The following is a 13,736-nucleotide window of genomic DNA, read 5'->3' as shown; positions in this document are numbered from 1 at the left end:
AGCGCCCGGCCATGATCAACACTAAAAAAGGCTGAGTCAAACGGAATTCCCGTTTTTGACTCAGCCTTGCGTACATCGTGATTAATCAGCACCGCCACTGCTCTCTCATTAGCGTTGTTCCAAGCGGGCAATGCGTTCATCTAAATCGGGGTGACTTGAAAACAGTCTCATCACTCCGCCTTTTCCGTTTATTTTCATCGTCTGAATTGCCGTATCGTCCGTCCGGTCATTGACCTTCGCCCGGTCGACATACGCCTTCAACGAACGAAGCGCATGGGCCATTTTATCGTTTCCGGCTAAATCGCCACCGCCACGGTCAGCGTGGAACTCACGATGGCGCGAATACGCGTTGACGACAATGCTCCCGAGAATCGAAAATAAAATTTGGAAAATAATGATCGCCGCAAACTGGACAATCCATTGCAGCTCTGCTCTGACAAAGCGCGAGACGATAATTGCCGCAATCCGTGAGAAGAAGACGACAAATGTATTGACGATCCCCTGCAGCAAGGTCATCGTCACCATATCGCCATTGGCGACATGCGCCACCTCATGGGCGATGACACCTTCCACCGCATCCTCGTCCATCGTGTTTAACAGACCGGCCGAAACAGCGACGAGCGAGCGTTTCTTCGACGGCCCTGTCGCAAAAGCATTTACCTCAGCAGACGGGTAAATCCCGACCTCCGGCATATGTGTAAGCCCGGCCGCGCGTGAAAAGCGATGTACCTTTTCCACGACAGCCCGTTCCTGAGCCGATAAAGAACCATTTGGATCAAGCACCTTGACCTTCATCATTTTCTTCGCGACCCAGCGCGACATCGCCAAGGAAATAAACGAGCCGGTGAAGCCGACAAGCAAGCTAAAGATCATTAACGAAGCATAATCAATGCCCAAACCAGGACCACCTGTTTCAAACGTGCCATTGACATTTGTAAAACGGGTAATCAGCGACCAGACAATGACAATCGTCGTCATGACCATAATATTCGTCACTAAAAAAAGCAAAAATCGTTTCCCCATTTGTTCCCCTCCATATTCTCTTTGTTTAAGTGTAACATAGCTTGCAGCGCGGTTGAACGAAAATCATCGGCAAACGATGATTTCACGGACAAAGCGGCCTTTTTTCGCAAGCGCCCGGTCGATGACATGAAAGCCAGCCCCCTGTAAAAACGAATCGAGTTCTTCCACGGTCACGACGACAAGCTTACCGGCAAACGCCCGCGCCGCCTCAAGCATCTCCCGCTTCACGTCAGGACTGAGCACCGAACAAAGATTGTAGGGCATATCAATAATCGCGACATCATAACGCTCCCGGACTTCCCGCATATCGCGAAGGTTGACCGGACACTCGTAGCCGAAGTGAGCGACGTTTTTGCGCGCCTTCTGGGCGACGAGCGGATTGACCTCACCACCGGCAATCTCAATGCCCATCGACAAGGCCTCAATCAAAACCGTCCCTGCACCGCAGCATGGATCAATCACCTTCGCTCCTTGCGGCTCAGGCACGGCGATATTGACAACCGCTCGCGCGACCCTTGTGCTTAAGGCTGTTGAATACGCCTCCGGCTTGTGCTGATGCTCGAGCCAGATCGACTGACTTTCCTCGTAATAGCCGAGGAGCCAGCCTTCCGTCCATGTAAGCAGAGCGACGATCCGTTCAGGCTTGTTGAGATCCACCGTTCCCCGCAGCAACGAGCCAATCTCTCGTTCCAGCCGGCGACGCTCGTGAAAAGCTGGCGATTTTCCCTTTGCCAGACTGTCATTTTTGATCATCGTCACTTTAAAGGACTCCGCTTCAATGACCCGACCATCCGCTTTCGCGAGCAGCTCTTCCAACGACTCAGCCTGAACGATGATCTCGATTCGCCCACGTATAAACGGACTTCTGCTCGGATCAATCTTCTTCCTGCTTTGCAGCACCTTCATACCCGTATCTGCCCCAAAGAGGCTGCGCATTTCCAGCTTCGCTAACGCCTCGTCATCGTCATGATAGGCATAGAGGTACATATAGTTTTTTTCTGCTGTCTTCATTGCTGCCTGCCCTTCTTTATTCATACGATCCGTTACACGAGAGGAGCGACACTTTTTTCCACCTCGGGATCGGAAATAAGCGGCGGGGCATGGTGCGGCTTGATACGCGCATCGATAATTAGCTGATCACAGCCCCAGTGCTTGTATTCATAACGGCTGTTCACCCCGTACAGATCATGCGACGGATTGCTGCGCGTAAAAGTAACCCACAGGAAATTGGCCAGCGTGTCACTGACAAACGCGCTGTCATCACATAGAATGAGCAATGGGCAGGAGTCAAGGCCGGCTTTTTCGGCAAGCTCGGAAGTGAGCTTCTTCACTTCCTCTTCTGCCTCGTCATAACTGACAAAAGCTGGCCCCTGAAGCGCGACGACTCCCGGCATCACAAACTGCGGCCGCCCAAAGTCGGCAAGCCCTTCAAGCCCGGCCGGCACCTCCTGACACAGCTCACGCTTCTTCTCGCCATATGCCGCTATAACCACCTTGCTGCCTTGATTAAGTCCGGTCCCTGTATAATCAAGCGTATCAATCGTCGTATTCGTTTGAAAATGCAAATCGCGTCGCAAATCCACCCGTTCCAATATATACGTCAGAAATTCAATTTCCTGATGGGTGTCAAGCGGCTTGTCATCCTCCGCTGTAATGAACAAATATTTTGCCAGACTGACCTGCCCTGTTCCTAAAATCCGGTTGGCGATCGTTAAAAGCTCGGCCGGCTGCTTCACCTGCGCATAAGGCGTGTAGCGCTCGCTGCCAATCGCAAACAGCAACGGGTGCACCCCCGCGGCATCGACAGCGTGAACTTCCTTCACTCCCGGGATTTCCTGCTTGATCGCGCTTCCCGTCAGCTCATGAATCAACTCGCCAAAAGCGGTATCCTCCTGCGGCGGGCGGCCAACGACGGTAAACGGCCAAATCGCCTTCGGCTTGGCAAACACTTTATGCACTCTCATGACAGGAAACGGGTGAGTCAGACTGTAATAGCCTAAATGATCGCCAAAAGGACCCTCCGGCTTCGTTTCGCCCGGATGAACTTCTCCCGTAATGACAAAATCAGCGTCGTGGCTAATGCAATAGCCGTCGACATAGCTGTATTGAAAGCGGCGCCCCGCCAGCAGTCCAGCAAAGGTCAGCTCGCTCAGCCCTTCCGGCAATGGCATCACCGCCGCCAGCGTATGCGCCGGTGGGCCGCCGACAAAAATACTGACCTTCAACGGCTTGCCAAGACGAGCCGCTTTCTCATGGTGGACACCAATTCCGCGATGGATCTGATAATGAAGTCCGACTTCCTTGTTAAGCTCATAGTCATTGCCGCTTAATTGCACCCGGTACATGCCGAGATTCGCATTCATGATTCCCGGCTTCTCCGGATCTTCACTGTACACTTGCGGCAGCGTGACAAATGCCCCGCCATCGTTAGGCCAATGATGAATCATCGGCAAATCGGAAATGTTGATCTCCTCAAAGCCGGCTGACTCAAAGCTTTTTTTCTGCGGCAGCGCCTTGCTCGCGGCGAGCCCGGTTTTCATATGCTTGAACGGCTGCTTGAGCACGCTCATCGGATCATTGCGCAGGGCGATGACCTCCTGCGTCTTCGCCAATGTCTCACGGAAAAGAAACTTGCTTCGCGTCAAATCGCCGAATATATTTGACGCCGCCCTGTACTTCGAGCCCTTCACTTTCTCAAATAGCAGCGCCGGACCCCCGGCCTCAAATACCTTCAAATGCAATGCCGCCATCTCAAGATAGGGATCAATCTCTTCTGTCACTCGCATCAACTGACCGTTTTTTTCAAGATCTTTTATACTTTCTTCAAGAGTACGAACCATCATTCACTGCTCCTAAATCTGTCATAATAGCTTTATTATACTTCGTATCGAAGAGCTTGTCTGTAAACAGACAATGACTTTAAAGAAAATGCACAGCGATTTTTGGTTTGCAAGCTCCTTCCTTTGCTTGTATAATGGAAGCTGTCCCTTGGGGCTGGCTGCGACACTGGTGTTCGCCACGGTCTTCAAAACCGCCTGGGAGGCGCGTGCCGTCTCCGCTAGGTTCGATTCCTAGACAGTCCCGCCACAAAAGCGTATAACGACGCGGGTTTGATGTGATTCCAACGAAAATTTATGACGATGATTTCATCGGTGATTTTATCGAATAACCAATGCGGACTCGGCTTGAAAATACGGAATACTACGGAGTCCGATCCGATGTGACCGTATGGGACGAAACCTTCCAAATTATGTGGGAGGTGTTTTTTGTGTCTTTAAAAGGGAAATTAAGCCCGGGCAGGATAAAAAAGAAAGTGGGAACGCGGAAATACTCCGGAAAGCAATTTAACGCGAATTCATTAAAAGAATTACACATGTCAACTTAATTCGATCAGTTCATGGTATTTAAAAAAACGGAAAGGCTCGCAAGGAAGACATTAGCGGATTATGTAACGCATTATGAGTGGTTCTGCGACTTTTTAGAGGAAGAAGAAGGTGTGCGGGACTTGCTTCACAATGAAATGATTGTAGAGCCATTTATCGACTATATCCAGTTTATGATAAACAAAGGATTAATGAATTCTACAATAAACATCCGGATTCGCCCCCTCCGTGCATTTCTTCGGTGGTGTTACACCGAGCAATTTATCGACATACCGATACACGAGAAGTTCAAACCACTAAAGCAACCGCTTGAACAGGTCGAAGCCTTTACATCCAGCGAGTTACAATGACGATACGAAAAATAGAAAGGGGCGACCGTTCCTCTATCTACGCGAACATTACGGTATCTCAATGAATATTTATCTGAAATTGACGACTTCTATGACGAACATCTATTTCTAACCTATGACTGCAGACAACTGGACACGGCTACGTTCCGATGGCGCTTGAAAGAGTACGGACATGCCGCGGGAATTACAAATAAACGAGTGAGCCCGCACACGTTCAGGCATACCGGCGCTTTATTTTATATATTAAATGGAGGAGACGCGTTTTCGCTCCAAAAAATACTCGGGCATTCTGATATTTCAATGGTAAAGCGTTACGTGAATATGGTAAGCGACAATGTATTAAGCAGCATAATAAATTTAGTCCGCTGAAGCAACTATTCAAAAAGTAATCTCTACATGTTTAAAGCAAATTATCCTCAATAGAAAGAGCCATTAACGCTAGGCTCTTTTTATTGTGATTAATTACTAAACCCCGGGTGTTCGAAATACATATCCGCGACCGTTTCGAAATTATTGTGATCGAATCCATCCCAATTTATTTTTTCATACGTCTCCCGTTCGAGGCTTACCCGAAACACCATTCCCGGCTCTGTATTTCCGTACGCGTCAGTAAGCGGTAGATGCCAATTGACCGTAACATCGTGGATATTATCGTCCACAAATAACGCCTGCATCAATTCTGCCGCTTCCATTAATATCCCGGTTCTCACCATATTATTCGTAAGATTACTTTTCGCGTTGATATTAGCGATAATCAATTTCGCGTCCTCTATATCTACGCCCATGTGGTCGTTTAGACTGACGTCAATCACGCGAGGCTCCCCGTCTGCTTCGTCACCTACTGTCGCATGAATTACGGTAATAACGTCCTGCTCATCGTTAAATGCGTTCGGCACTTCCGGTTCTGACTCTTCGATCGGTTCTTCCGCTTCTTCTACCGGCGGTGGATCCTCCGTTTCCTCATTCGGTTCTATATCCGCGGATACTTCTTCGATTTCATCGTCCTGTCCAGCGACTTCCTCCGTCTCACCTCCTCCGGTTAAGGCTGCAACGAAGATCAAAAAGATAAAGAAATATCCCGCGGAAGCAATGACCATTTTCCAACGTTTTTTACTACGGAACCCGAGTATCTTGTTGTACCACTTACGTTCGAGTTTAACGACATCAAGTCCGGACTTCTCAACTTCTCCGCGGAAATCTTTATCGGAGTATAGTTTAATCGTGAAGCCGTCGTCAAATTTATATTGCGTGGTGGCCGCAAACTTATCGATCTCTACACGGGTAAACTCCGACCATTTCTTCGTATGCAGCAATTTAATCGTTTTCAAAACTTCTGTGCCGCCGTCAACTTTTTTCGATGCTTCGTAGATTTCGAAGCCGTCGTTGACAATAACGAGATATTTCGTGGCGGGACTTAAGCCGCCCCCTACGATTTCTACTTGATAGGCCGTCCGATATTCAAGTGATTTGCCCTCCGCGAGAAGACTCTCAATGACGAGGTCTTCGAGTTTACGTTTAGTGACGTTCTTTTTTCCAGCCAAAGGATTATCCCTCCTCATGTTTTCTAATTATTCATAATCTTACCACGTACTATATGTATAGGCAATATGAACTAAAAATACATGGAATAAATTTACATCAAAGTGAAAAATCAGCTCGCGTTTGGTAATCGGGAGCGATGCCTCATCCGATAGTAATATGGATTCCTCCGTTTTCTTCGCGCAGACTGATATTCGCTAGTTTTTTCTTCTCGTTTGATTTTCGTTTTACCGCCACTGACGTCCCTACCTCCTTCCTTTGTGTCTACACGTTATTCTAGCCATTGTCCATGATCCTGCGAGCTCCACCTAGGCAAGGGAAGAGGGACCTCTTTTTTCGAACACGGACGTAATAGTTCACGAAACAGATTCGAATGAGTGCGTTATAGTGCGGCGCGAATAATTTGGTTCGATTCCTAGACAGTCCCGCCACAAATGATCCATACTATTGACATGTTACATTCACGATGAAATACACTGCAACCAGCGCCCCCTCTGTTCGGCCCATCAACCAGAACAAAACACCCCTTTATGCCTAGGTAAAGAATTTATTTCCCATAAAAATCTTATGTAAACTTTATTGATCTTCCCTCTTTACAAGCTTTGTCCATATTGAAGTCAGCCAATCGTCCAATCGATGATTTTTTTTGTAATAATGGTTACGTTAAAACAGACATAAAAAACAGCGAAGGAAGTGAAGGAGGAATGGAAAGTGATATCAAGGAAGCATCTGTTTGTTAACCTGGCGCTACTCATTGTGCCGTGGCTGTCGATGCTGTTCATTGGAAAGCGTACTTTTAAACAATACTCTTTTTCGGGTATCGTTATCGTCATTTTCGAGATTTTAAATCACTTGTACGGAAATAAACGGAAATGGTGGAAGTTTTACGACAAACCAAATTCCTTTCTCAGAGATGAACTTCCTTTTGATATTGGTCCCTATATGCCTCTTTCGATGTGGATGCTCAAGCTTTCATACGGGAACTTCAAAAAATTTATCCTGCTCAACGCAATCGCGAATGGCCTTTTTGCCTTTGTCTTTTTCGACATCCTTGAAAAATTAAAAATTGTCCGCTTACACAAGCTAAACCGCTCTCAATTCTTTATCTACCTGCATTACAAAGCGTATGTATTATATGGCGTTCAGTATTTATATGAAAAAGTAAACACTCGCCATTCCCTCACATTACAAAGATAGGGCAGCCCCTTGCGCTATCTTTGTTTTCCCTTCCCCACTTTTTCTTTGGCCCTGCGCTCATTTTGATTACATTGAATGCTGTCTAAACCTAGATAAATTCCTCTATTTTTTCTATACTAGTTTCAAAGAGGAATAGGGTAAAAAGATCAGACAGGAGGTATGCTTTATCAGTGATTTTTTTGATCAGTCCGATAAAGACGTATTAGATGAATTTATGGAAGCGTTGATAGAGGAAGAAAGACAGCAGATTAAGCTTGAAAAACGGCGTCAACTAAAAATAGCGAGAAACATCTCCGCTCCCTGTTCCCTTCAGGAAGCTCTGCGCGCTGTACCAAAAACACAGCTGGACTTGATGCGGCGGCTATTCAACATTTCAGGCTTGAGTCAATTAAAAAAAGCAGAGCTTGCAGATGAACTGAGCAAACGAATCCCTTCAGAGCTAATCGACCGATTCTTTCTGTTAAATGAAGAGAACTACAAGCTGTTACGCAAGTTAAGCAGGAATGAGTTTATCGCCGCTGCTGAATTGTCACTGGAGAAGCTCGCATTTTTGAGCGACTTTAGTATCGCGTTTCCAGCTTTCAGAAAAGCGAAAGCTGAGCTCGTTATAACGATGCCGGAGGAAGTCCGACATGTGTTTCAGCAAGCCGAGAAAAACAATCTGCAAGCAACAGTGAAAAGGAATACCGACTATTTGAATTTAACTGCCGGGATGCTTTACTATTACGGTTATTTACCCAATGATACCCTTTACGACATGATGACAGGTATGTATGGGGAGACCTTCGATATGATAGAGTACATGGATATTCTCTTTTTCAATATCGCTGAAATGGACATGCCCTTCATCCCGGCCGACGATGGCTGGCTCCACTGTAGAGTATTTGGTTCTGAGCATCTAAAAGAGGAACAGGCGATGTATCCGGAGGTCGACTATTATCCATTTACGAAGGAACAATTTTTGCAGGCAGCCGACGATCAATTTGTCGAATATACACCAGCGATGAAAAAGCTTCTCGCATTTCTGCAAGAGGGCTACCATCTCTCAAACGAAGATCTTCATGAGGAAGCGCTTGATTTTGACACGAGAATCAAAAACGATATAAGTTGGGATGAATTAATTACATCTGCCAAAGAGGAATTCGAACTCCCTACCGCCCCGATTGGCGAACTGTTTACGAATCATCTGATGGACGTGTTTATGAATACCCGCCAGTGGAAATTCAAAGGCTACACCCAGAATGAAGTGAACCGCCTCTCCACCCCGGAAGAGCACAATGTCATCGACATGCAAAGCTACCGAAAAGTACGGAGAAATGCCCCCTGCCCATGCGGAAGCGGAAAAAAATACAAAAAATGCTGCGGACGGAAGTAAGAAATGCAGGTAAATAGAGGCCACTGAAAAACCTCTTTTTCCGTAACTCGAAGAAGAGTAATGGCTCCGCGCGTTGCGCGCCTTACTACGAGAAACCCACTCGTAGCAAGGCTTTCAAAATCAGGCAACGGCTACGCTCATTACGAAAAAGCTGTTGAAAAAGTGAAAATCGTACTTTTTCAGCAGCTTCGGTAAATATGCGAATCTAAAACAAGGATCGAGCTACTATTTTCATAGCTCGATCCTTGTTTTAACCATTTTATTCAATCGGGAAAATCGTCCCTTTCTTCATGATCCCGTTTGGATCAAAAGCCTTCTTTAATGTTTCTAAAATATAGTAAGAGGAGCCATCTTCATCTTTCACCCATGCTGTTCTATGTTTGCCAATTCATAATCGTTTCCACATCCATTTTTTGATGGCTAAGAAATCGCGTTTTCCTTTATATCCTCTTGTCTGCCACTCCTCTGATTCACTTCCAGGAATTCCGTTAACAATGCTGTCAGCCGGCCATGACCAAACTTCATCCGCCTGCCATTCCGGCATTCTTTGGAGTGATTGGCTAAAAAGTGCAAAATCTTTTTCCTTCGTTTCAGGATGTCTTTTGTTCCGTTCAGAAAAAACCATTCGTCGATCGTATTGTAAACGCCTCGATTGAGGCCATATCTTTTCTCACACCACTGTACGAAGGACAAGTCAGGTAAATGAATGATGAGATCGTCGTTTTCTTTCATTCCCCGTTCCCCCAGTTTGTTTGCCCGAGTGTAGTCACGTCAATTCTTTTATTTTCTGATCGGACTTTTGCGTCATGTCTGTTTGCTGTATCCATTCACGCAGTTGCTTAATGACCACTCTCTTTTCTTCGGCGCTAAGCGGTTGACGTTCATCTGCCCGTTGATAAATGAGACAGCTGTAGGTACCATATAATAATTGATCAAAATAGTACGGAAAGTGTTTTTCACACGAGCAATTTTGGTTTTCATTCAACAAGTCACCCCATATGCATTGTTCGTACACATGAATCCGCTTCAGTTTGTCTCGTGTTTTCCGCAAATAGACCGTGAAGCTGCTTTCATTCAGGCGGTTTGTCATTTGATAAACGTCGATCTCCTGATTGGCCGCTTTCATCACTTTTCTTTCCCCACTATCGAGCCAATTTGTTTTCTCAAGCTGCCATGTAATCACCTCACTGAGCGTGACGAAAGGAAGGTGATGGAGTTCAGCCATTTCACGTAACCGGTCTAATGAGGCTATCTTTCCTTTTTCATCAAGAATTTCGCAAAGGTAGGCAACAGGTTCCTTTGTGAGCATATCCGCCAGTGAGACTGCCGCTTCGCAAATGTTGCGCTCTGTGACGATGCCTTTATCGCTGCTGATTAAGGGAAAAATGTGACCCGGTCTTTTGAAGTCTTCTGCTTTCGTCCCTGCCCTGGCAAATGCGCGAATCGTCTCCGCTCGTTCAAACGCGGAAATCCCTGTCGTTGATGTTGTATAGTCTACAGAAACAGCAAAGGCTTTAGCGGACTGTAACGAATCCTCGCCGCCGATCAGGGGCAAGGCGAGTCGCTTCGCATGACTTTCTGTAATGCAGACATAGACAAGCCCTTTTCCATGGTGAGCCATAAAATTCACCTTTTCCTTATTTACTTCCGTCGCCGCTCCCATCAAATAGCCAAGCTGACTGGTAAGATCATCATATAACAGGACAAGCCCAGATGGATCGTTCAAAGGTCCACTCACCCGGCTTCCCTCCTTCCAAATTGCTTGTTAAAGCAGCTTGCTCGGTTTCGGCCTTTCTCCATAAAAGGCGTACTCTAATAAATGACGAATTGAGGTTTCCTCAAGAGGACGGGGATTGTAGTAGGGATGTTTCACAGCAATGTCAGCAGCTTCGTCAAGCTGCTCCTTCTTCATCCCGATTTCCTTTAATGAAACAGGAACACCCAAGGCATTTGTCAAATCGTATAAAGAGGCGGCTACATCATCAGGCTCGCAGTTGAGCGCCCGGGCGATCGCTTCCAGCGCCGGCCGGATAGCAGCTGAGTTGTACCAGAGCGCATAGGGCAGGATGACAGCATGCGTCTCCGCGTGCTGAAGATTATAGCTCCCCCCAAGGACATGGCACAGCTTATGATGGAGCGCCATCCCTACCGAACCTAGCACTAGGCTGCCGAGCCATGTCCCGTACAGAGCTTCCGTACGCAGGGTGACATCTTTCGGGCTCTCGATAAGCGCCGGCAACGTTGAACAAAGGACGCGAATTCCTTCCTCCGCCAACAGGGAAATGACCGGATTGGCATTTTCAGCATATAGTCCTTCTACACAATGGGCTACAGCATTTATGCCACTTGTCGCTGTCAGGCGTGACGGCAGGGTCACTGTTACTTCGGGGTCATAAATGACTGTTTTCGGCCTGACAAGCAAACTTTTCCCCGTTTTTTTCTGCCCGTTTTCCGTGATTCCCCAAATCGGTGTCATCTCTGAACCGGCATAGGTTGTCGGGATCGCCAAGATCGGGTAGCCAGTTTTCAAAGCGAGCGCCTTCGCCAGGCCAATTGAGGAACCTCCGCCAACAGGCACAAAGCTATCAACATCAAATTGACGCACGACTTTCATCGCATTATCTACCGTTTTTACGGGTACATGCTGAACCGCTTCCGTAAACATAGCGGCGCACCGTTCTCCAAGTAATGCGGCCATGCTATTGGCGAGTACCCGACGCCCCGCTGTCGTGATCACCAGTGCTCTTTTGCCGCCTAGTTTCTCCAGCTCAAATCCAGCTTCTCTTATCAGCCCTCTACCGAATTTGACACGGGATTCATGACTTTCATATAAAAATGCTTCCATTCCGATTCTCCTTTATCAAGGTCAACGCGAGCTCATCGAGCGGCATGTCTGAAAATCGTGGCAATTCCCTGACCACCGGCAATACATAAAGTCGCTAGCCCCCATTCAACTCCCCGCCTCATCATTTCATGAATCAGCGTCACACAAATTCTCGCCCCGCTGTTCCCAATCGGATGTCCGAGCGCGATTGCCCCGCCATTGACATTGACAATTTCCTCAGGAAGATCAAGTTCTTTCATGACGGCAAGCGCTTGTGCAGCAAAGGCTTCATTCACCTCTACTAAACCAAGATCCTCACGTCTCAGCTTCGCCATTTGTAATGCTTTTTCCGTTGCCTGTACCGGACCGATTCCCATCCGCTCAGGCTGCACTCCCGCTACCCCGACACCGACGATCTCAACGAGCGGCTTCAGTTGATAGTGCTTGATGATGTTTTCAGAGACGACGAGCAGCAGCGAGGCACCGTCGTTTAATCCTGACGAATTTCCAGCTGTCACCGTTCCATTTTGTTTAAACACCGGTTTCAGAGCAGCCAGTTTTTCAAGCGTGGTTTTTCTAGGATGCTCATCCGTGGTGAAAAGCAGCGGCTCCCCTTTTCGTTGCGGGACCGAAATCGGGACGATTTCGTCTTTGAACCTTCCGCTTATGATTGCCGCATTTGCTTTCGTTTGACTGGCATGGGCAAAGGCATCCTGCTCTGCTCTCGAGATCGAGTATTCTTCCGCGAGATTCTCAGCGGTTATCCCCATCGTCAATCGTCCATAGGTTTCTTCCGGCTGTGACCCCGGCTGACTCTCTTTATTCGGATCGAGAATCTCGGCATTTCCGGAGAAAAACCCGAACCGGGCATTGCGCAAATAATAAGGCGCTGTACTCATGCTTTCGACCCCTGCTACAATAAAGGCTTCCCCCAGGCCGGCTTTCATTTGAAAAAAGGCGTTATGAATCGCCTGCATCCCGCTTCCACATTGGCGATGAACCGTATAGCCCGGCAGCGACTCTGGAAAATCAGCTTTTAACAGCGCTTTTCTCGCTATGTTTGCCTGATCCTGACTTTGTTTGGCCTGACCGACAATGACCTCATCGATCAGGCTCTCGGGTAGCGATTTCTGCTTTTTGATATCCTGAAGCAAAGGCAAAAGCAAGTCATCGGGTTCGATCCTTTTCAGGGTACCCCCTAGCTTGCCGACCGCAGTGCGCTGTGCACGTACAATATACGCACGAGCTGCCATCCGACTCCCCCCTTCTATTGAATGCAAAAGACCCTTCCAAAATAAGCATGGGCACAATGTGCGTTTCTTCTGGAAGGGCAATGAGAAGTTCCGGCAAAACCGAAAGCGCTTTCTATTTTTTGATTACGATTTTCGGCAGAACCTCCCGCACTTCATCCTTTCACATTACGAATCAGCTCTCTTGCAAAATCGATTTCGTCGTCATTGATCTCATGCCCCATCCCTTTATATATAACCGTTTTCGTTTGAGCGCCGAGCTTGTTAAAAATCGCCGCGGTATCATGAATTCGTTGTTCCGGTACCCATTCATCGACATCGCTTGACCCCAGAAAAACCGGAGTATTCTGAAAGGAGCCTTGGCTATTCCATTTCGTGCCATCAGGCCCGATCACCCCACCCGTATAGACGATAATCCCGCCATACCGTTCAGGACGGCGTACCGCAAATTCAGCTGTTAAACAAGCTCCCTGCGAAAACCCGAGCAGGACGATCTTCGATTTCGGTATGCCCTCGGCGACCAGCTCTGAAATCCGCTGCTCATAGCAATCGAGAGCATAGCTTAAATAAGGCTCATTTTCAGCGATCTCTTTCATGAAGCCGACCGGGTACCAGCTGTTCTGAGCCGCTTGCGGGGCGACATAATGAACATCAGGAAGCTGGATGCGATCCACTAGATTCAAGACGTACTCAGTCGTTTGGTCACGCCCGTGCACCATGAAGACAACGGCTTGTGCTTCAGAAACCGCCGGCCCCCGCCTGACGACCGGCTGCTGTAAATGAATATTCATTAAC

General features: G+C 47.5%; 11 protein-coding genes, 1 tRNA gene and 1 pseudogene. 4 read left to right on the top strand and 9 right to left on the bottom strand.

Annotated features, from left to right (window positions below; translation table 11 throughout):
- Positions 1-108: 108 nt before the first annotated feature.
- From htpX to M3202_RS04705, 3 genes are all read right to left on the bottom strand, one after another.
- Positions 109-1,023 (bottom strand): protease HtpX, encoded by a 915-nt coding sequence (htpX, locus tag M3202_RS04715; RefSeq protein ID WP_251194165.1) that lies wholly within the window; start codon positions 1,021-1,023, stop codon positions 109-111.
- Between the two features lie 63 nt (positions 1,024-1,086).
- Positions 1,087-2,034, bottom strand: coding sequence for a TRM11 family SAM-dependent methyltransferase (locus M3202_RS04710; protein WP_251222181.1), 948 nt, complete (start codon positions 2,032-2,034; stop codon positions 1,087-1,089).
- A 32-nt stretch (positions 2,035-2,066) separates the two neighbouring features.
- On the bottom strand, positions 2,067-3,863 hold the full coding sequence (locus M3202_RS04705; protein WP_251222180.1) for a UbiD family decarboxylase: 1,797 nt from the start codon (positions 3,861-3,863) through the stop codon (positions 2,067-2,069).
- Between the two features lie 150 nt (positions 3,864-4,013).
- Here M3202_RS04705 and M3202_RS04700 point away from each other — a divergent pair.
- Positions 4,014-4,110, top strand: a tRNA-Sec gene (locus tag M3202_RS04700).
- 679 nt (positions 4,111-4,789) lie between these two features.
- Positions 4,790-5,125, top strand: a pseudogene (locus M3202_RS22685) (tyrosine-type recombinase/integrase); the annotation flags it as partial.
- 89 nt (positions 5,126-5,214) lie between these two features.
- Here the strand turns inward: M3202_RS22685 and M3202_RS04695 are convergent.
- Positions 5,215-6,297: a hypothetical protein gene (locus M3202_RS04695; protein WP_251222179.1), complete on the bottom strand. Its 1,083-nt coding sequence runs from the start codon at positions 6,295-6,297 to the stop codon at positions 5,215-5,217.
- 709 nt (positions 6,298-7,006) lie between these two features.
- Here M3202_RS04695 and M3202_RS04690 point away from each other — a divergent pair.
- Together M3202_RS04690 and M3202_RS04685 are read left to right on the top strand one after the other, a co-directional pair.
- Entirely contained in the window at positions 7,007-7,492 is a 486-nt protein-coding gene (locus tag M3202_RS04690; RefSeq protein WP_251222178.1) for a hypothetical protein, read from the top strand.
- 214 nt (positions 7,493-7,706) lie between these two features.
- On the top strand, positions 7,707-8,867 hold the full coding sequence (locus tag M3202_RS04685; RefSeq protein ID WP_251222177.1) for a YecA family protein: 1,161 nt from the start codon (positions 7,707-7,709) through the stop codon (positions 8,865-8,867).
- A 420-nt stretch (positions 8,868-9,287) separates the two neighbouring features.
- Here M3202_RS04685 and M3202_RS04680 read toward each other — a convergent pair whose 3' ends face one another.
- The 5 genes from M3202_RS04680 to M3202_RS04660 form a co-directional block, all read right to left on the bottom strand.
- The gene (locus M3202_RS04680; protein ID WP_251222176.1) at positions 9,288-9,599 is read right to left on the bottom strand and encodes a hypothetical protein; all 312 of its coding nucleotides are present in this window, start codon (positions 9,597-9,599) and stop codon (positions 9,288-9,290) included.
- A 34-nt stretch (positions 9,600-9,633) separates the two neighbouring features.
- Positions 9,634-10,605 carry a 3,4-dihydroxy-2-butanone-4-phosphate synthase gene (locus M3202_RS04675; RefSeq protein ID WP_251222175.1) on the bottom strand — a complete coding sequence of 324 codons (972 nt, stop codon included), beginning with the start codon at positions 10,603-10,605 and terminating at the stop codon, positions 9,634-9,636.
- A gap of 27 nt (positions 10,606-10,632) precedes the next feature.
- Complete coding sequence (locus tag M3202_RS04670) at positions 10,633-11,712, bottom strand: maleylacetate reductase (RefSeq protein WP_251222174.1); 1,080 nt, start codon at positions 11,710-11,712, stop codon at positions 10,633-10,635.
- A 32-nt stretch (positions 11,713-11,744) separates the two neighbouring features.
- Entirely contained in the window at positions 11,745-12,944 is a 1,200-nt protein-coding gene (locus tag M3202_RS04665) for a thiolase family protein (protein ID WP_251222173.1), read from the bottom strand.
- 152 nt (positions 12,945-13,096) lie between these two features.
- Positions 13,097-13,732, bottom strand: a complete 636-nt coding sequence (locus tag M3202_RS04660; protein WP_251222172.1) for an alpha/beta hydrolase — start codon at positions 13,730-13,732, stop codon at positions 13,097-13,099.
- Positions 13,733-13,736: the final 4 nt, after the last annotated feature.

The organism is Halalkalibacter oceani, from assembly GCF_023715605.1.
In the GTDB taxonomy this organism is placed as follows: domain Bacteria; phylum Bacillota; class Bacilli; order Bacillales; family Bacillaceae_D; genus Halalkalibacter; species Halalkalibacter oceani.
This window is presented reverse-complemented; position numbering and strand designations above follow the sequence as displayed.